This is a genomic window from Pandoraea sp. PE-S2R-1 (assembly GCF_002179865.1).
Lineage (GTDB): Bacteria > Pseudomonadota > Gammaproteobacteria > Burkholderiales > Burkholderiaceae > Pandoraea.
Map to the genome: position 1 here is coordinate 204,519 of NZ_NGUR01000010.1, position 19,456 is coordinate 223,974.

A 19,456-nucleotide genomic window follows, 5' to 3' on the forward strand; every position below is an offset into this window, starting at 1 on the left:
ACCGCTTCGTTTTTCTGTATCACTCAAGGAAAGATCATGGCCCACAACCTCCACAAAACGCTTAAAGAGTTCAAACTCGGCGGCGACAAGAAAGGCAAGTTCTACTCGCTGCCCCAACTGGGCAAAGCCCTGGGAGTGAATGTCGAACGCCTGCCGGTGTCGATCCGTATCGTGCTCGAGTCCGTGCTGCGCAATTGCGACGGCAAGAAAGTGACCGAAGAGCACGTCAAGCAGCTCGCCAACTGGAAGCCGAATGCCGACCGCATCGACGAAATCCCGTTCGTCGTGGCGCGCGTCGTGCTGCAAGACTTTACGGGCGTGCCGCTGCTGGCCGACCTGGCCGCCATGCGTAACGTCGCTGAGCGTCAGGGCAAGAACCCGAAGCGCATCGAGCCGCTGGTGCCGGTGGATCTCGTGGTCGATCACTCGGTTCAGATCGATCACTTCCGCGAGAAGAAAGCGCTCGACCTGAACATGAAACTGGAATTCCAGCGCAACAACGAGCGCTACCAGTTCATGAAGTGGGGCATGCAGGCGTTCGACACGTTCGGCGTCGTGCAGCCGGGCTACGGCATCGTGCACCAGGTGAACCTGGAGTACCTGGCACGTGGCGTGCACAAGAAAGACAACGTGTTCTATCCGGATACCCTGGTCGGTACCGATAGCCACACGACCATGATCAACGGCATTGGCGTAGTGGGCTGGGGCGTGGGCGGTATCGAAGCCGAAGCCGGCATGCTCGGCCAGCCGGTGTACTTCCTGACGCCGGACGTCGTCGGTGTGGAACTGACGGGCCGCCTGCGCGAAGGCGTGACGGCTACCGACCTGGTGCTCACGATCACTGAAATGCTGCGTCGCGAGAAGGTCGTCGGCAAGTTCGTCGAATTCTTCGGCGAAGGCACGGCCAGTCTGGCGCTGCCGGACCGCGCAACGATCGCCAACATGGCCCCGGAATACGGCGCCACGATGGGCTTCTTCCCGGTCGACGAAAAGACCATCGACTACTTCGAAGGCACGGGCCGCACGAAGGCCGAGATCGATGCGTTCGCGTCGTACTTCAAGGCTCAGAAGCTGTTCGGTATTCCGAAGTCGAACGAAATCGACTACACGAAGACGGTCAAGCTGGATCTGGGCTCGGTGGCCCCGTCGCTGGCAGGCCCGAAGCGTCCGCAAGACCGTATCGAAATCGGTCACGTGAAGTCGACGTTCGCCGATCTGTTCACGAAGCCGACCGCAGAAAACGGCTTCAACAAGACGACCGAACAACTCGAAACGACGTACCAGACGGCCAGCGGCATCGACGTGAAGAACGGCGACGTGCTGATTGCTGCCATCACGTCGTGCACGAACACGTCGAACCCGAGCGTGCTGCTCGCCGCCGGCCTGCTGGCCAAGAAGGCGGTGGAAGCCGGCCTGAAGGTCGCCCCGCACATCAAGACGTCGCTCGCCCCGGGAAGCCGCGTGGTGACCGAGTACCTCGAAGCGGCCGGCCTGCTGCCGTACCTCGAGAAGCTGGGCTTCGGCGTGACGGCTTATGGCTGCACGACCTGTATCGGCAACGCCGGCGATCTGACGGCGGAACTGAACGAAACGATCACCAAGAACGACATGGTCGCCTCGGCCGTGTTGTCGGGTAACCGTAACTTCGAAGCACGTATCCACCCGAACATCCGCGCCAACTTCCTGGCCTCGCCGCCGCTGGTCGTCGCTTACGCGATCGCCGGCAACGTGACGCGCGACCTGATGACCGAGCCGGTCGGCAAGGGCAAGGGCGGTAAGGAGATTTTCCTGGGCGACATCTGGCCGACCAGCGACGAAATCCACAAGCTGATGAAGTTCGCGATGAACGCGAAGGTGTTCAAGACGAACTACGACTCGGTGAAGACGCCGAGCCCGCTGTGGGCGAAGATCAAGGGTTCGAAGGGCGAGGTCTACAACTGGCCGACCTCGACGTACATTGCTGAGCCGCCGTTCTTCGACGGTTTCGCCATGGACCCGAACACCGACATCAAGCCGGTGAACGGTGCGCGCGCCCTGGGCGTGTTTGGTGACTCGGTCACGACCGACCACATCAGCCCGGCAGGTTCGATCAAGGAAACGTCGCCGGCCGGCAAGTGGCTGCTGGAAAACGGCGTGCTGAAGGCCGACTTCAACAGCTACGGTTCGCGCCGCGGCAACCACGAAGTGATGATGCGCGGCACATTCGCCAACGTGCGTATCAAGAACCTGATGATTCCGGCCAAGGAAGACGGTTCGCGCGTCGAAGGCGGCCTGACGATTCACCAGCCGAGCGGCGAACAACTGTCGATTTACGACGCCGCGATGAAGTATGTCGGCGAAGGCACTCCGACGGTCGTGTTCGGCGGCGAAGAGTACGGCACGGGCTCGTCGCGTGACTGGGCAGCCAAGGGCACGCAACTGCTCGGCGTGAAGGCTGTGATCACGCGCTCGTTCGAGCGTATCCACCGCTCGAACCTGGTCGGCATGGGCGTCCTGCCCCTGCAATTCAAGGGCTCGGACAGCGTGCAATCGCTCGGCATCACGGGCGAAGAAACGTTCGATATCGAAGGTCTGACGGCCGATATCAAGCCGCAACAGGACGTCACGCTGGTGATCCATCGCAAGAACGGCGAAACGCAAAAGGTGCAAGTCCTGCTGCGTATCGACACGCCGATCGAAGTGGATTACTACAAGCACGGCGGTATCCTGCCGTTCGTGCTGCGTCAGTTGCTCGCAGCGGCTTAAGTGGCTGCCTAAGCCGTTACGACGACTTGCCACACGTGGGCTGACGGGTGACGCTTCGGCGTTTCCCGTCTTCCGATGAAACCCGGCTTCGACCGGGTTTTGTCGTTTACGGGCTCGCCCCTTGTCATGTCCGAAAATGACTAGCACCGCCCCCGCCTCGCGCGTAGAGTGACACCCATACTCTCGTAGCCCCGCTGGGGCGCCCCATCATGACGCTTGATCCCGAAGTCTGCTACAAAGCCGTCTCCGCCCGCGATCGCCGCTTCGACGGCTGGTTCTTTGTCGGCGTGTCCTCGACCGGCATTTACTGCCGCCCGGTGTGCAACGTTCGCACGCCGCGCTTCGAGAACTGCTCGTTCTACGGCAGCGCCGCCGGTGCGGAAAAAGCCGGCTTCCGGCCCTGCCTGAAATGCCGGCCGGAACTCGCGCCCGGCGTCGCCCGCTTCGACGCCACCCGCGAACTGGCCGACGCGGCCGCCGCCATGATCGACGAAGGCTTCCTCAATCGGGCCGACCTGCCCGCCCTCGCCGCCCGCATCGGCATTACTGAACGCCACCTGCGCCGCATCTTTGCCGACGAGTTCGGGGTCTCCCCGGTCGAATACGCCCAGACGCAGCGCCTGCTGCTCGCCAAGCGGCTGCTGACCGATACGGCACTCCCCGTCACGGAAGTGGCCCTCGCGTCCGGCTTCGGCAGCGTGAGGCGCTTTAACGGCCTGTTCAAGACGCGCTATGGCTTTGCTCCCGGGCGTCTGCGCCAGACCGCCCGTCACGCCGCGATTCCTGAGGGCGATCTCGTCTTTCAGCTCGCCTACCGACCGCCGTTCGCGTGGGACGCGCTGCTCGATTTTCTCGGGAATCGCGCCATCGAAGGTGTGGAACATGCCGACGGCAATTCCTACACGCGCACGCTGCGCATCGAACGCGAAGACGGACAAACACTCGTCGGCTGGTGCCAGATCACCCCGCTGCCCGATCGCCACGCCCTTCAGGTGACGTTGCCCCCGTCCCTCGCCGGATGCGTGCCGCAAGTGCTCGGCAAGCTCCGTCATCTCTTCGATCTCGGCGCCCGCCCCGACATCATCGACGCGCATCTCGGCGCCCTCGCCCTCTCGACGCCCGGGCTTCGGGTGCCTGGCGCGGTCGATGGCTTCGAAATCGCGGTGCGCGCCATCGTCGGCCAGCAGATCACGGTCAAAGGCGCGCGGCGCCTGCTGGGACGGTTGGCACAACGCTTCGGCACGCCGCTAGCCACTCCCGTCGACGGCTTGACGCACACGTTTCCGAGTGCCGCACAAATGCTCGCGGTCCCCGTCGACTCGCTCGGCGAAGCCGGTATCATTCGCAGTCGTATCGCCGCAATTCACGGGGTCGCGCAAGCCATCGTCGATGGCGGGCTTCGTCTGGACCCGCTGGCGCCGCTAGAAGCCACGGTGAAGGCGCTGCTGGCCATCAAGGGCATCGGGCCATGGACGGCGCAGTACATCGCGATGCGCGCTCTCGGCTCGCCCGATGCCATCCCGGTCGACGATCTGGTGTTGCGTCAGGCCTTGGGGGTGCCGGATGGGCGCGCAGTCGCCGAACGCACGGCGCAGTGGGCCCCGTGGCGGGCTTACGCGGCGCTGCATGTCTGGCGTGCCGCGGCACAAGGACCGGCAGGGTTGCCGGTCGTCACATTGCAGGAGATTTGTGTATGACGCGCTTTAAAGCCCCCGCCAAAAACCTGTATGAAGCCATTTACGACAGCCCACTCGGCGAGATGCTGCTCGTCTCGAATGGCGACGCCCTCACCGGGGTCTATTTCTCTCGTCAGAAGTATTGCCCGGACGACGACGCGCAGCGCCGCGACGGTGCTGACGTTGCCGTGTTGAATGACACCAAGCGCCAACTCGGCGAGTACTTTCACGAAGGACGCCGCGCGTTCACGTTGGCACTGGCCCCCGAAGGCACGCCGTTTCAGCAACAGGTCTGGGCGCAGTTGTGCCGCATTCCTTTCGGCGAGACCCGCAGCTATGGCGATCTCGCTCACGCCCTCGGCGACGCCAACAAATCGCGCGCGGTCGGTGCGGCTAATGGCCGGAATCCGATAACGATCATCGTGCCGTGTCATCGGGTGATCGGCGCGGACGGCACGCTCACGGGCTACGCCAGCGGTGTGGAGCGCAAACTTGCGCTGCTCTCGCTGGAAGGTGCCGCGCTGGCGGCCGTCGACGCCGCAACCGGCACAAAACGCAGCGCCGCCACGGCCCGCACGCGACTTTCCGCCCCGGCCAATCTTGCTTTTGACTTCTGACCACTGACGCCGGCGGGTGCGCCGGGCTCCCCCTCACCCGCCGAAGATGTCGCCTGCGGGCACTGCGAAGTGCCCCGTATTCACGCGAATACCTTACCTTGCCGGTAACCGTCCCCTCAATCGCGTTGCCGCATGCCGTACAATCGTGAGTTCATGTGTTTCTGCCTTGCACGACTATGCGCCCACGCACCGCCAAAAGACTGACCCCCGACGCTGAAAAGCTGGTCGGCCACGCGCTTGCGCTGGCTGCCTCAGGCAGCCGTATCGAAGACCGCTTTTGGGAAGCCCAACTCGACACGCTGCTCACACGCGTGCTGCGCACCGGCAACCAACCCGCCATCGATGCTGCGCTCGACCACCTGCAAGCCAATCACAGCGAGGCCTACGGCGCGCTCGCCGATCTGATCGAATCGCAAAGCGAATCGGCCGAACCGGAAGCCGACGGCAAGGACTGGGACGGTCTGCTGATCGCCATCCCGATTCTCGCGTGGACGCGCTACGCGATTCCCTCGGGCCCGGTGAAGGACGACGCCCTGATGCCGATTCGCGCGCATCTGCACGCCCACGTGCTGGCCGACGCAGCCCGCGTATCGATCTCTCCGTATCTCTACAGCATCGACCAACTGCCGCGCACGCACTGCGAGTCGTGGAAGGTCACGCAGCAACTCGTGCGTGCTGCCGTCGACAACGCAGAGGTGAAGCATCCCGGCAACGATCTGCCGGAGACGGCCCCGATTCTCGCCGACCCGCGTTTCCTGCTCGCCGCTGTCGTGGTGGCCAAGGGCGCCCCGATGTTCCGCTGGCAGGAAGAGGACGCCCGTCACGCCGAGCGCGGTCAATGTCAGGAAGCGTGGACCGCACAAGGCGGCCCGAATCTGAACGCGCTGCTGCCGGGCTGCGAGATCGAATGCCTGCTGCCGGACGCGTACTACGCCAGTTGCCGTGAGGCTGACGAACGCATTCGTCCGCACACGATTCGCACGGCCCTGCGCTACCTCGAAGACGTGCTCACGCTCACGCCGACCGAGTTGCGCGCCGTGGTTGCGGGCTTCGGTGAACAGAACATCGACGAGTACCGCATTGGCTTCACGCAACGCGGCAGCAACGACGTGATCTATGGCGTCGTGTGGCCGTTGTACGGCCGTGAAAACGGCGAAGTCGAAGGCGGCACACTCGACGAAGTCACCGACCTGTTGAAAGCCTGCGGCGTGACGGAGATTCGCAAGCATCCGGGACGCTTCGACCCCGAGTATTGCGACGATTGCGGCGTGCCGCTGTATCCGGACCCGGTTGGCGAAGTCGTTCACGCCGAAATGCCGGAAGACGCCGAACCGAGCCGCCCGCACTTCCACTAAAGCCAATGTGCGCCACGTGCGCACAACCTCGACGGCAAAACAAAGGCCATGCGCTCGTCACGCATGGCCTTTGTCATTACAGCGGCCAACTCACGCGGCCCCTGTCTTCCTACAGCGTCACTTGCCCCGTCGGTGACTCGCCCGGCAGCGTTGCCACGCAACGATGCAGCGCATGCCCGGACGCCAGATATTTACGCTCGAACGGTGTGACGGGTGTCTCGGGGTTCCAGACTTCCACCGCAGGCTTCACGCCCGAGAGCCACTCGACGGCCAGCGCAAACTCTTCGACGTACACATCCCAATTGCTGCGGCACTCCAGCACACCACCGAGTGCAACGATCGTCGGGAACACGGCATGGCCCTGCCAGCGACGCGGGAGTTGTCCGATCTTCGGCCAAGGGTTGGGATACAGGATGTAATGACGCGCCGGCCGAATATCGGCAGCCAGCAACTGCCGCCAGAAGTCGACGAGATCGGCGCGCACCCACACGAAATTCTCGGGCCAGACCTCGCCCCACCAATCTTTGCCGCGCACGATGCGGCTCTCCGATTGATCGATGGCGATGACGAAATGATCGGGAAACTGTGTCGCGAGGTGCAGCGTACTTTCGCCGACACCACAGCCCGCATCGATGATGAGCGGCGGCGAACCCACCGAGCGCCAGACGGCAATCGCCTTGTCGAAAGCGGCTGCGCTATAGGCCGCGAGCGGCTTGCGAAACGTGGCGTCACGGTGTCGCGCGACGAGTTCGGCGAGCTTGTCATGCGGGCCGGGCTGCGCGCTGGCGACGGTGCGGGAATTAGCAAACATGCGACGAAGAGCAGAAAGAAAAACGAGCGGAAAACATCTGCGTAAAACGAAACGAACGCGGAAAAACCGCCGGTATTCAAGCGATTGCGCGGCGTACATCGATGCCACAATCGCGGTCCTTTGCGAAAAACCATCGCCGATATTTCTCGGCATGACCGCAGCACTTACCCACCATTGGCAGCGCGTGCAATCGCGCGAAACACAGACAAGATGGCGAGCATTGTAGCGCGCCGTAACTTTCAAGCTTCGGCGAAACACGCGGGCGTGCCCCGCCTGAAGGGCGTCGGCGACTTTTTTTCGGTTAAGATTGAACTCGCTTTCGCCGTTGTCTTTCAAATAGCGGCTAAGCCCTTTCACGAGCGTCGCGCGTGCAGAACTCACTGAATGAGTCATCGCGCAGTCGCATTGCTCCGCAGCGTTGTGCGTCCATGTGCCGGTGAGTGGCATGTCGTCAGGTTCCGCCCGAACGCCCCCGAGAATACATCTAGCAATGTCGAATCGATTTCTTCAACGCGCCGCAGGCGTGGTCATGCGAGCCGTGCGCCAGGTCGCCGGTCTCGCAGCCATGGCTGCGCCGCTGTGTCTGTCGGCCCTGCCGGCACCGGCACAAGCCTTTACGCTCGAACAGCACCGTGCGCTGGTCGAGCAATTCATCAACACCCGTCATGCCGACCCGCTGGTGGCCGATTGCGCTGCTCACGCGAGTTTTGTCGTCGCGACGTTGCCCGGTTACGAGAGTGTCGACTATGGCGACACGGCGCTCGATCCGGCGCATGCGAAAGTCGAGCCGTGGAACGGCCCGTTCGATGATCGCAAGCAACGCGTGGATGTGACGCAGATGGTGCAGCTCGATGGCGTGGGCAAGCGCACGAACGGCCAGACGGACAACATCCACATCCGTTGTGGTTATGCCGATGGCCGCATGATGGGCTTCGACTACACGTCGCCGCTGCCGCAGGTCGAACAACCGGTCAAACGTGCCGCACGCAATACGCGCGGCACGCGAGGCAATGCGGCACACGCCACCGGTAAGTCGAGCGGCAAGAAGAGTACGGCGGCCAAGTCGTCGGGGACCAAATCGACGGCGAAGTCGACGGCAAAGTCGGGTACCGCCAAGAAGAGCACGACGACGGCCAAGAAGAAGACGACGAACTGATGGCAACCAGTGCCGTCACGCCATTGCGGTGTGACGGCATCGTCGTCAGATCAAACCGTCCGGGCCTTGTCGGCCTGCATCTGCGACTCGATAGCCGCAAGCATCGACGCGCCCAGTGCCGCACTGCGCGCGCCGCTCCAGCCAACGTTGGCATCGGGGCGGTTGGCGTTGTCCTTGAACGGCATCTCCAGCGTCAGCGACAGGCAGTCGAAGCGGCGTGCGATCCACTTCGAAGCCAGCTTGAGCGATTCCGCCGCGTGCTTGCCCGGCGGGTATCCGAACTTGTCCTGAAAATCGAGACTCGCGGCCTTGAAGCGCTCGATGTACGCGCGCTCACGGGCCAGCATCGCCTCGCTCGCGCCTTCCACGCCCTCGTTGCCCGCGACGAACACGTACGGCAGCGCTTCGTCGCCGTGAATGTCGAAGAACATGTCGCAGCCCGTCGCCTCGATGGCGGCACGCACGTGAAACACCTCCGGGCTGCGCGTCAGATCGGGTTCGAGCCATTCGCGATTCAGGTTCGCGCCGGCGGCATTGGTGCGCAGATTGCCACGCGCCGACCCATCGGGATTCATGTTCGGCACGATATGGAAGACGGCCTCCGCCAGCAGCGCCTTCGCGAGCGGATCGCCCGCCCAGTCGCCTGCCCCCAGCAAGCGGCGCATCAGCCCTTCCACGAACCACTCTGCCATCGTCTCGCCCGGATGCTGACGCGCGATGATCCAGATATTGCGCTTGCCGTCGCCGGGTTCGCCGATAGTCAGCAACGTCATGTCGCGGCCGTCGAGGGTGGCCCCCAGCGAGCGCGAACGCACGAGCGGCGAGTTCTGCGCCGTGCCCAGCAACGCCAGATGGCGCTCCTCGGCGTACGGCTCGAAGTACGCCAGATAGACGCTGTCGTGCGACGGCGTGAACGACACGGTCATCGTGCGGCCGTCATACGTGGTCGGCACGCGAAACCACGTCACGCGGTCATACGACGCCACCGCGCGATAGTCCTGCCAGCCGCGCGGATACGACGTTTCGCTCGCGTTGTCGAAGACGATCCGGCACGGCGTACCCGCCACACCCTGCACGCGAAAATGAAACCACTGCGAGAACTCGGCCGCGTTGTCCTGCGGAATGCGCACGTGAATGTCGTCGGCGCGCTCGGCGCTCACCACGTGGATGGCGCCGCTATCGAACGTGCTGCTGATGAATACGGTCATGACTCGCCTCGCTGGCTGCAATGAAAAACCCCGGGACACGGCCCGGGGCTAAAGGTAAGTGCGGGTCAGGCCACGCGACGGCGGAACACCCACAGCGCGTCGTTCGACACGCTGTCGTCGAAGGCGTAACCCTCGCTGTCGAAGGCCTTGAGTTGTTGCACATCGGTCACGCCCTGCTCGATGGCGTAACGCGCCATCAACCCGCGTGCCCGCTTGGCGTAGAAGCTGATGATCTTGTACTTCCCGCCCTTCCAGTCTTCGAACACCGGCGTGATGACCGGCGCAGCCACCAGCCGGCGCTTGATCACGCGGAAATACTCTTCCGAAGCCAGATTCACCAGCACGCGGCGCGTTTCCGGGTGTTCGGTGAGCGACGTATTGATCGTGTCCGTCACGCGCTCGCCCCAGAAGGCATACAGGTCGCGGCCACGCTTGTTGGCAAAGCGCGTGCCCATCTCCAGCCGGTACGGTTGCAGCAGATCGAGCGGACGCAGCACACCGTACAGCCCCGAGAGAATGCGCAGATGGCGCTGTGCAAATTCGAGTTGCGGCGCGCTCAGGGTGCGGGCGGACAGGCCTTCGTAGACGTCGCCGTTGAAAGCGAGCACGGCCTGCTTGGCATTCGAGGTATCGAAACGGGGCGTCCAGTCGGCGTAGCGCGTAGCGTTCAGCGCGGCGAGCTGGTCGGAGATGCTCATCAGCGAGCCGACCTGTGCCGGGCTCAGGGCACGCAGGCCGTCGATCAGTTCGGCGGCCTCGTCGACGAATTGCGGCACAGTGTGCGTGCTCACGTGCGGGGGTGTTTCGTATTCGAGCGATTTGGCCGGCGAGAGAACAATTATCATAGGGGGTGCAGCGTTCCTGCGAAAACGAAAACCGTCATTCTATCCAATGCTTCAAAACGCTGTTGCCTCGCCCGCCGAACGGGCCTTTGCCGAACATCTCGATACGCTCGCTACGCCGCCGCGCGTGGTGTTCGACACCAATGTCTGGATCGACCTGCTCGTGTTCGACGATCCGGTGGCGCGCCCCGTGCGCGACGCCCTCCTCGATCACAAGCTGACCGCGCTCATGGCGCAACGCTGCCGCGATGAACTGGCCGTCGTGCTCACTTACCCGCAATTCGTCTCGCGCGCCGTGGATAACGACGCCGCACTGGCGTGGGTCGACAGCCACACGCAGCGCATCGTCGTGCCCGAGGACGCCCCGCCGCCTGCGCAATTGCCGCTGTGCCGCGACCGCGACGATCAGAAGTTTCTCGAAGCCGCCCGCGACGGTCAGGCGCACTGGCTGGTGAGCAAGGACAAAGCCGTGCTGAAGTTGCGCAGCCGCGTGGCCCGCCAGTTCGGCTTCCGGATCGTGACGGCCAGCGCGTTCGTCTCGCTGCTCATGGCCGGACGTTGATCCTGCCTGATCTTGTCTGATCCCGTCTGGTCCTCCCGCCACCGGCACGCGGCGCGTGTCGGCGGTAAAATGAGCGCCATCGTCCAACCCGACCCGCATTTCGCCCTGCCTCAATGAACGCGCCCCACACCGCTTCTGCTGCCCCGGCCCCGCTGGCCGCACCGGCTCTCATCTCCCGCCTGCCGAACGTCGGCACCACCATCTTCACCGTGATGTCGGCACTGGCTGCCGAGAAGCAGGCGGTGAACCTCGGTCAGGGCTTCCCCGATTTCGAGTGCGATCCGAAGATCGTCGACGCCGTCTCGCGCGCCATGCGCGACGGTCACAACCAGTACCCGCCGATGGCAGGTGTGCCCGCGCTGCGTCAGGCGATCGCCGCGAAGATCGGCCAGTTGTATGGCCAGCATTACGACTGGAATACGGAGATCACCGTGACGGCGGGTGCCACGCAGGCACTGCTCACGACGATTCTGGCGACCGTGCATCCCGGCGATGAAGTCATCGTGTTCGAGCCGACGTACGACAGCTATGTGCCGTCCATCGAACTGGCGGGCGGCAAGCCGGTGTTCGTCACGCTCGAAGCCCCCGAATTCCGCATCCCGTTCGACAAGCTCGCCGCAGCCATCACGCCGCGCACGCGCCTGATCCTGTTCAACACGCCGCACAACCCGAGCGGCACGGTGTGGCACGAACAAGATCTGGTGAAGCTCGCCGAGATCGTGGCCGGCACCGATGTGCTGCTGCTCTCGGACGAGGTCTACGAGCACATGGTGTACGACGGCAAGCGCCACGAGAGCGTGGCGCGGCACCCTGAATTGGCTCGCCGCAGCTTCATCGTGTCGAGCTTCGGCAAGACGTACCACGTCACGGGCTGGAAGGTCGGCTTCGTCGCCGCGCCCGCCCCGCTCATGGCCGAATTTCGCAAGGTGCACCAGTTCAACGTGTTCACGGTGAACACGCCCATGCAGGTCGGCCTTGCCGACTACATGCTCGATCCGGCGCCGTACGTCGAACTGGCAGGCTTCTATCAGAAGAAGCGCGACCTGTTCCGCGACGGCCTCGCCAACACGCGTTTCAAACTGCTGCCGTGTGAAGGCACGTACTTCCAGTGCGTGGACTACAGCGCGATCAGCGACATGAGCGAGGCCGACTTCGCGCTGTGGCTCACGGGCGAAATCGGCGTCGCCGCCATTCCTGTGTCGGCGTTCTATCACGCGCCGCATGAGTCGGGCGTGGTGCGCTTCTGCTTCGCCAAACGCGACGACACGCTGCGCGAAGCGCTCGCACGTCTGGCGAAGATCTGACGCCGGGCGGTCTTGCACCGCCTCGCCGAATTACGCCTCTGACTTCTTCGCCTGCTGCGCCTGCTGATACGCCTTCATCTCGGCGCGCGTGCGCTGGAACGATTCGCGCTCGGCGAGCACTTTGCCGTACGCCTTCCAGTCGACACCCGCGGCTTGCAGGAAGTCTTCGCCGAACACGGCCTGCGTCGCCATGCCGATGATCGGCAGGTGAATACCGGCAGCGACGTCGGCCATCGTGAACTGTTCACCGGCGACATACGGCGCGAACTTCGCAATCCGCTTGAACGCAATGATGTTGCGGCGGAGCAGCTTTTCGGTGCGTGCACGCGTGCCTTCCGACGCGGTACCGCCAAAGAACGCCTGCCCGTAGACCTCACGCGCCACCAACTCGAGATGCAGCTCGAGCATCGTGATCAGCTCGCGCTCCTTGGCTTGCTGCCAAACATCCTTGGAAAACAGCGCGGGCGTCGGGTGCGTGACTTCGAGGTAATCGCAGATCACCTGCGACTCGGCGAGATAGCCGCGCTCGGTTTGCAGATACGGCACCTTGCCCAGCGGCGAGCATTGCAGCAGTGGCTCGTCCTGACTCGGAATGGATTCTGACTCTTCGAAGGCCACGCCCTTCTCGTACAGCACGACCTTGACCTTGTTGTAGTAATTGCTGATCGGAAATCCGTACAACTTCAACATGATGTCTCCCATGGTGTTTTCTCCGTAGGGCAGTGTAAGGCCTGCCTCGGCGGTTGACGACGAATTAGCGACCGCAATCACGGGTAGAACGTCTCGAAAATCGCGGCGATGGTGTCAGGTCGCCTGTTCCGGAAAAACCCGCTCACGCATGAAGTCGATGAACACACGCAGCTTCGCGGGCACCTGTCCGCCCGATGGCCACATGATGTGAAACGGGATGCCGGTCTCCGTGCAATGTGGCAACACCTGCACCAACTGGCCGGTGCGCAGATACCCGCGAATCGAGAAATCGGGCAGGTACGCGATCCCCACGCCCTGCAACGCAAAAGCGATGCGCGCTTCGAGGTTGTTGCACACGACGGACGTCGATAACGGGAAGCCTGCTGCCTCGCCACTCTCGCCATCCGCCTCCGCCTTGCGGTCTTCGCCGAGCGGCCAGACCTGAAGCTTGCCCGTGTTCGGGTAGCGAAACTGAATGCACGCGTGCTGCGCGAGATCACTGGCCGTGCGCGGTGTGCCACGTCGTGCGAGGTAGTCCGGCGCCCCCACCAGCAGCATGGTCAGGGCACCGAAGCGTCGCGCCGTCAGCCGCGAATCCGGGGCGTCGCCACTGCGGATCACCGCATCGAAGCCTTCTTCGATGATGTCGACGCGGCGATCGGTGAATTCGAGTTCGAGATCGACGTCGGGATACGCCAGCTTGAACTGCCCCATCACGCTCAGAAACGGCTCGCCCACCAGCGGCACACTCAGCCGCAGCCGGCCGCGCGGGCTCAGATTGACCTGCGACAACTCGGCCTGCGCCGCTTCGAGTTCGGCCAGAATGCGCCGCCCCCGCGCGAGAAACATCCCGCCCTCTGCCGTCAACGTCAGGCTGCGGGTGCTGCGATGGAACAGCCGCACGCCAAGTTGATCTTCGAGCGCACTGACCCGCTTGCCGACCGCCGACGCCGAAATGCCCAGCAGCCGCCCGGCGGCCACGAAGCTGCCCGTCTCGGCCACCTGCACGAACACATTCACCGCAGTGCTTTCCATCCGAGCCCTCGCGCCAACGTTTTCTGCTTCTTCCGAATTACGGAGCATTTACTCCGTATAGACACGAACTCTACCCCACTTACTCTGCAATGCGGGCGTCCCTACGATCGAGGCTCTTCTCTTTCACGAATGTCAGACATTCGCAGGTGCCCCATGAATCGTACGTTCCAACGCTGGGAAATCCCGTCACTCGGCCTCGACAAGCTGGCTTTGCAAGACATCGCGCTGCCCTCGCCCCTGCCGGGGGAGATCGTCATCGAAGTCGAAGCCGTCTCGCTCAACTATCGCGACGCGGAGGTGGCGGAGTCGGGCATGGGCAACGCCCTGAGCTTTCCGTTCACACCCGCGTCCGACATGGCCGGCCGGGTCGTGGCCGTCGGTGACGGCGTCACCCGTTTCGCGGCAGGCGAGCGCGTAATCGCGACCTACATGCCCGGCTGGGTCGACGGTGCCCCGCGTTCGTGGACCGACGCGCCCACGCGTGGCGGCCCGCTGCCCGGCATGCTCGCCCAATACGTCGCCACGCCCGCCGACGGCTGCGTGCTGGCGCCGAGTACCCTGAGCGCTGCCGAAGCCAGCACGCTGCCCGTGGCGGCCCTCACCGCGTGGATGGCGCTGATCGAACTGGGTCATCTGCACGCGGGGCAAACCGTCGTGGTGCAAGGTACCGGCGGCGTCTCGCTGTTCGCCGTGCAGTTGGCTGCCGCCCATGGGGCCCGCGTCATCGTGACGAGCGGCAGCGACGAGAAAATCGCCGGGGCACTGGCGCTGGGGGCCACCCATGGCATCAATCGCCACACCACGCCCGACTGGCAGAACGCAGTGCTCGATCTGACCGGCGGGCGCGGCGCCGATCACATTCTGGAGATGACCGGCGGCGAGAACATCGAGCGCTCGCTTCAGGCGGTCAAGCAAGGCGGACGCATCTCCGTGATCGGTCTGCTGGACGCCGACCGCATCAGCCTGCCGATTCTGGCGCTGCTGGCCAGCCGTGCCTCGATTGTCGGTATCGCCGTGGGGCCGCGCCGTGCGCTCGAAGACCTCGTGCGCGCCGTCGATCTGCTGGGCATCAAGCCGGTGATCGATGCGGTGTATCCGTTCTCGCAGGTCCCGCAGGCGTTCGCGCATCTGCAACGCGGTGCGTTCGGCAAGGTCGTCGTGGAGGTAACGCCGTCATGACCCCTCGCCCGTGCCTGAGAACCGCCACCGCAACGTCACGCACCGGAGCGAGCGCATGACGGCCCTCGTCAGATCGGCCGCGGCCATGCCCGCCATCATGCTCGGCCTGTTCGGGCTCTACACCCTCGAGTTCGGCGTGGTCGGCATTCTGCCGATGATCGTCGATCGCTTCGGCATCACCGTCTCGCAAGCGGGCTGGCTGATGGCCGTGTTCGCCCTCGTGGTCGCCACGCTCGGCCCGGTACTCGTGCTGATCTCCTCGCGTTACGACCGCAAGAAGGTACTGGTCGCCTCGCTATTCGGCTTCGCGGTGTGCAGCGCGCTGGCGGCGTACGCGCCGAACTTCCCGAGTCTGATGGCGTTGCGTGTCGTACCGGCGCTGCTGCATCCGGTGTTTTTGTCGGCCGCTTTCACGGCGGCCGCTTCCCTGTACCCGAAGGAACAACGTGCCCATGCGCTGGCGCTCGCGTTCGTGGGCACCTCGATGGGGCTCGTGCTCGGCGTGCCTGCCACCACGTGGGTGGCCGATCACGTCTCGTATGAGGCCTCGTTCCTGTTCTGCACCGCGCTCACCGGGTTGTCCGGCGTGGGGCTGTGGATGATGCTGCCGTCGCAGGGCAAGCCGGTAGCGATGAGCTTCGGCCATCAACTCTCGGTGCTGCGCAAACCGGCGCTCTGGCTGACGATGGCAGCGACTGTCACGATCTTCACGGCCATGTTCTCCGTGTACAGCTACGCCGCCGAATACCTGAAACGCGAAACCGGCATGGACGCCACGACGATCAGCCTGATTCTCGTGATCTTCGGCGTCGGCGGCGTGCTCGGCAACCTGTTCGCCGGGCGTCTGCTGGCGCGGCATCTGGTGAAAACGACGTTGCTGCATCCGGTGGCGCTGGGCGCCGCGTATCTGGTGCTTTACTTCGGCGGCAGCGCCAACGTGCTCAGCATGGCGGTCATTGCCGTGCTGTGGGGCGCCGCGCACACGAGCGGGTTACTCGTCTCACAGATGTGGCTCACGTCGGAGACCGCAGAAGCGCCCGAGTTCGGCACAAGCCTGTTCGTCTCGGCGGCGAACGGCGGCGTGGTGCTCGGCTCAGCGCTCGGGGGCGTGTTCATCGATCATCTCGGCATCGCGGGCGTCATTGGCTGCGGCCTGATCTTCTGCGCGCTGTCGGTGGCGGTGATCGCGGCAAAGGCATGGCGCTATCGCGAAGCGCCGCCCCGGATCGGCCCGGTCAGCGCCGTCCATTGAGCCCCGCTTGCCATCTCAGGCCATGTCCGAATCGTCGAGACAGGCTCGCTTTGGCTCGCAAGGCAATTTGCAAAAGTAACGGGGGCAGGATGGAGCGCGTCACAGCCGCTCTGCCCTGCCCCCGCGCCATGTCCCGGCAGGACCGGGAATGGAGACGAACCTGACGCGTTAGTGCGATGCCGCCAGGAGTACCGGCCCCGATGGCGGATAGGAAGCCAACGCCGCCGGCTCAACGATGCCAATATCGTTCGCGCGCAGCGCAATGACCGATTGCGCCAGATACGCCAACTTGGCGGCGCCCGTCAGGTGATGCGGTGCCGTGGACGTCACCTGTTCGCTGCCTGCCACCCGCGAATGGGCGTCGCCTGACGACGCCATTGGAAAATCGTACGACGTGTGGGTCGGCGTCCAATCGGCAACGATTCCCAACTGCTCGAAAAGCTCTCGATTGACGTCTGCTCTCGACTCTCGCACCGCATTGTCGATGTGCGCTTCCTTTTCGAATTTCCCATTCCGGAAGTACATTCCGACAGCGTCGGCCGTCGGCCCCTTATCGGTCCACCGGCCTGTGTAGGTCACGCTCACCTGCGTGCCGTGATCGTCGCACATCTTGAATATCCCTTCACCCAGCGTTTGGCCCGGCGAAAAGTGCTTCAGGTCGACGTTGATGTCAGCGATAAGTCGTTTTCCCTCAGGCGGCGGCACGTCGCCTTGCGCCATTTCAGCGACATAAGACTCCAAGTGTTTCATCAAATTGGAAACGGCTTTGAATCTTACAAAAAATAGACTGATCTTTGGTTGATCCTTAGCGAGATCATTCAATCCGGTGAACGCATCACCAAGCTTGGTTCTCGTCCCCGCATCAAGCTCATCGATGAGTTTCGTGTAATCGGTAGTCATGAAAGAAGAATATTTAGCCGAATTTGCAAACTCTTTAATAAGACCTGCAACCTTCTCGCCACTGTATTGATTAAATTTTGACATCATATTTCTCCAAAAATGAATCTTCGAAATTAAAAATCAACAACCCACCCAGCAAGCCATTGGCAATCTCTCACAGAAATAAGACCAACCCGACTCACCCTCGTCGCACAGTGAATAGTCACAACCACAACGGGAGAAATCACCCGCAAACGGAGGGAAATACCACTTTGATCAACACCCTCGGCACAACCCCATTTATTTGATTGAATTTTGAAAGTCGATTGAAATTCGGCTTTGATCGATGAACCCGTTGCGACGTGACACCTGCACCGGGCCGTTGCCCGCCAGCGGTCGACCGCTGAGCGGAACAAGCGCTGGCAGTCAACGCGAGATAGGCGACAATAGCGGCAACGCGATAAGGGCATCGGTTTGCATCGTCCGGCCATACGGAAGGAAATTCATTTCCCGACCGACCGGTCGGACGATAGAATGGCGAGCGACGTCCGCGCCCTGACAACAACACCTATCTCGAGACATTCCGAATGACTGCATCCTCTTCCCCGGACACGGCGAACGCGCTCGCCAAATCCATCGATACGCTGGGTATCGTCGGTGCCGGCGCCATGGGCCGTGGCATCGCCCAGATCGCCGCGCAGGCCGGTTTGCGCGTCAAGCTGTACGACACCAATGCGAAAGCCGTACAGGCCGCGCTGGACACCCTGCGCGAGACGCTCGACAAGCTGGCAGCCAAGGGGAAGATCGACGCAGCCGCCGTCGACGCGACGATGGGCCGCTTGCAGGCCTGTGCCGCGCTGGAGGATCTGGCCGATTGCGACCTCGTCGTCGAAGCCATCATCGAGAAGCTGGAAATCAAGCGCGACCTGTTCCGCGCGCTGGAGGGCATCGTGGCCGCCGACGCGATTCTCGCGTCCAACACGTCGTCGCTGTCGATCACCGCCATTGCTGCCGCGTGCGAGCGCCCCGAGCGCGTGGCGGGTTATCACTTCTTCAACCCGGTGCCGCTGATGAAGGTGGTCGAAGTCATCGACGGCCTGCGCACCGCCCCCGAAGTGGGCGATGCCCTGCTCGCACTGGGCCAGCGCATGGGCCACACGGCCGTGCGTTGCAAGGACATGCCGGGTTTCATCGTCAACCACGCCGGCCGTGGCATGAACACCGAAGGCCTGCGCGTGGCCAGCGAAGGCATCGCGAGCTTTGCCGACATCGACCGCATCCTGCGCGAGCAGGCAGGCTTCCGTCTCGGCACGTTCGAATTGCTCGACCTCACCGCGCTCGACGTCTCGCACCCGGTGATGGAGTCGATTTACCACCAGTTCTACGAAGAGGCGCGCTTCCGCCCGTCGCCGATCACCGCCGTGCGCTTTGCCGGCGGCCTGCTCGGCCGCAAGGTCGGCGAAGGCTTCTATCGCTATGTCGACGGCAAGCAGCAAGTGCCGGCCGAAGCGCCCGCCCCGACCGCACTGCCCGCCAGCGTGTGGATCAGCCGCGCGGACACGCGTGGTTTTGCCGCTGTCGCAGAGCTGCTGGGTGCCACCGGCGTGACCATCGAAAGCGACGACAAGCCATCGGACAACGCACTGATCATCGTTACGCCGCTCGGTCTGGATGCAACGACCTGTGCCGTCGAACAAGGGCTCGATGCCACGCGCACCGTCGCCGTCGACACGTTGCTGCCGCTGGCCGGCGCCAAGCGTCACACGCTGATGACCACCCCCGTGACCACGCCCGACGCACGCGACGCCGCCCATGCGTTGTTCGCCCAAGGCGGCACGCCGGTGACCGTCATCCGCGACTCGGCGGGCTTCGTCGCCCAACGGGTGATCGCGACCATCGTGAATATCGGTGCCGACATCGCCCAGCAACGCATCGCAGCGCCGGGCGACATCGACCGCGCGGTCACGCTCGGCCTCGGCTACGCCAAGGGTCCGCTGGCCCTCGGCGACGCCGTCGGCGCACGTCAGTTGCTCACCGTGTTGCGCAACCTGCAATCGTTCTACGGCGACCCGCGTTATCGCCCGTCGCCGTGGCTCACGCGTCGCGCGCAACTCGGCGTGTCGCTGCTCACCGAAGAACAGTGAT

The 19,456-nt window shown here is 63.6% G+C and carries 16 protein-coding genes; 10 read left to right on the forward strand and 6 right to left on the reverse strand.

Features of this window, described 5'->3' with window-relative positions:
- Positions 1 to 36 precede the first annotated feature (36 nt).
- The 4 genes from acnA to CDV44_RS11500 all read left to right on the forward strand — a co-directional run bounded on the left by acnA (position 37) and on the right by CDV44_RS11500 (position 6,393).
- Positions 37 to 2,745 (forward strand): aconitate hydratase AcnA, encoded by a 2,709-nt coding sequence (gene acnA / locus CDV44_RS11485; protein ID WP_087688166.1) that lies wholly within the window; start codon positions 37 to 39, stop codon positions 2,743 to 2,745.
- A gap of 209 nt (positions 2,746 to 2,954) precedes the next feature.
- Positions 2,955 to 4,442: a DNA-3-methyladenine glycosylase 2 family protein gene (locus CDV44_RS11490; RefSeq protein ID WP_087688167.1), complete on the forward strand. Its 1,488-nt coding sequence runs from the start codon at positions 2,955 to 2,957 to the stop codon at positions 4,440 to 4,442.
- The gene (locus CDV44_RS11495; protein WP_087688168.1) at positions 4,439 to 5,038 is read left to right on the forward strand and encodes a methylated-DNA--[protein]-cysteine S-methyltransferase; all 600 of its coding nucleotides are present in this window, start codon (positions 4,439 to 4,441) and stop codon (positions 5,036 to 5,038) included. Before CDV44_RS11490 ends, CDV44_RS11495 begins: the two co-directional genes overlap by 4 nt.
- Positions 5,039 to 5,214: 176 nt before the next feature.
- A complete protein-coding gene (locus CDV44_RS11500; RefSeq protein WP_058379337.1) occupies positions 5,215 to 6,393 on the forward strand; it encodes a DUF2863 family protein in 1,179 nt (392 codons plus the stop codon).
- Positions 6,394 to 6,502: 109 nt separating this feature from the next.
- Here the strand turns inward: CDV44_RS11500 and CDV44_RS11505 are convergent, their stop codons facing one another.
- Complete coding sequence (locus CDV44_RS11505) at positions 6,503 to 7,204, reverse strand: tRNA (guanosine(46)-N(7))-methyltransferase TrmB (protein ID WP_087688169.1); 702 nt, start codon at positions 7,202 to 7,204, stop codon at positions 6,503 to 6,505.
- Between the two features lie 529 nt (positions 7,205 to 7,733).
- Here CDV44_RS11505 and CDV44_RS11510 point away from each other — a divergent pair.
- The gene (locus tag CDV44_RS11510; RefSeq protein ID WP_140413354.1) at positions 7,734 to 8,360 is read left to right on the forward strand and encodes a BspC domain-containing protein; all 627 of its coding nucleotides are present in this window, start codon (positions 7,734 to 7,736) and stop codon (positions 8,358 to 8,360) included.
- A 50-nt stretch (positions 8,361 to 8,410) separates the two neighbouring features.
- On the opposite strand, the gene CDV44_RS11515 is transcribed toward CDV44_RS11510, so the two are convergent.
- Positions 8,411 to 9,568, reverse strand: a complete 1,158-nt coding sequence (locus tag CDV44_RS11515) for a M14-type cytosolic carboxypeptidase (RefSeq protein WP_087688171.1) — start codon at positions 9,566 to 9,568, stop codon at positions 8,411 to 8,413.
- A gap of 65 nt (positions 9,569 to 9,633) precedes the next feature.
- The gene (gene yaaA / locus CDV44_RS11520) at positions 9,634 to 10,413 is read right to left on the reverse strand and encodes a peroxide stress protein YaaA (protein ID WP_087688172.1); all 780 of its coding nucleotides are present in this window, start codon (positions 10,411 to 10,413) and stop codon (positions 9,634 to 9,636) included.
- Positions 10,414 to 10,459: 46 nt separating this feature from the next.
- Here yaaA and CDV44_RS11525 point away from each other — a divergent pair, with 46 nt between their 5' ends.
- Both CDV44_RS11525 and CDV44_RS11530 read left to right on the forward strand, forming a co-directional pair.
- Entirely contained in the window at positions 10,460 to 10,972 is a 513-nt protein-coding gene (locus CDV44_RS11525) for a putative toxin-antitoxin system toxin component, PIN family (protein WP_087688173.1), read from the forward strand.
- A 113-nt stretch (positions 10,973 to 11,085) separates the two neighbouring features.
- Complete coding sequence (locus CDV44_RS11530; RefSeq protein WP_087688174.1) at positions 11,086 to 12,276, forward strand: pyridoxal phosphate-dependent aminotransferase; 1,191 nt, start codon at positions 11,086 to 11,088, stop codon at positions 12,274 to 12,276.
- Between the two features lie 30 nt (positions 12,277 to 12,306).
- Here CDV44_RS11530 and CDV44_RS11535 read toward each other — a convergent pair whose 3' ends face one another.
- Both CDV44_RS11535 and CDV44_RS11540 read right to left on the reverse strand, forming a co-directional pair.
- A complete protein-coding gene (locus CDV44_RS11535; RefSeq protein WP_087688727.1) occupies positions 12,307 to 12,966 on the reverse strand; it encodes a glutathione S-transferase in 660 nt (219 codons plus the stop codon).
- 114 nt (positions 12,967 to 13,080) lie between these two features.
- On the reverse strand, positions 13,081 to 14,001 hold the full coding sequence (locus CDV44_RS11540; RefSeq protein ID WP_087688175.1) for a LysR family transcriptional regulator: 921 nt from the start codon (positions 13,999 to 14,001) through the stop codon (positions 13,081 to 13,083).
- A 153-nt stretch (positions 14,002 to 14,154) separates the two neighbouring features.
- Between CDV44_RS11540 and CDV44_RS11545 the strand changes: the two genes are divergently transcribed.
- Positions 14,155 to 15,180 (forward strand): NAD(P)-dependent alcohol dehydrogenase, encoded by a 1,026-nt coding sequence (locus CDV44_RS11545; RefSeq protein ID WP_087688176.1) that lies wholly within the window; start codon positions 14,155 to 14,157, stop codon positions 15,178 to 15,180.
- 55 nt (positions 15,181 to 15,235) lie between these two features.
- Positions 15,236 to 16,432 (forward strand): MFS transporter, encoded by a 1,197-nt coding sequence (locus tag CDV44_RS11550; RefSeq protein ID WP_212677107.1) that lies wholly within the window; start codon positions 15,236 to 15,238, stop codon positions 16,430 to 16,432.
- Between the two features lie 168 nt (positions 16,433 to 16,600).
- Here the strand turns inward: CDV44_RS11550 and CDV44_RS11555 are convergent, their stop codons facing one another.
- Positions 16,601 to 17,416 carry a hypothetical protein gene (locus CDV44_RS11555; protein ID WP_087688177.1) on the reverse strand — a complete coding sequence of 272 codons (816 nt, stop codon included), beginning with the start codon at positions 17,414 to 17,416 and terminating at the stop codon, positions 16,601 to 16,603.
- Between the two features lie 482 nt (positions 17,417 to 17,898).
- On the opposite strand from CDV44_RS11555, the gene CDV44_RS11560 reads away from it, so the two are divergent.
- Positions 17,899 to 19,455, forward strand: coding sequence for a 3-hydroxyacyl-CoA dehydrogenase (locus CDV44_RS11560; protein WP_087688178.1), 1,557 nt, complete (start codon positions 17,899 to 17,901; stop codon positions 19,453 to 19,455).
- The last annotated feature ends 1 nt before the right edge of the window (position 19,456 follow it).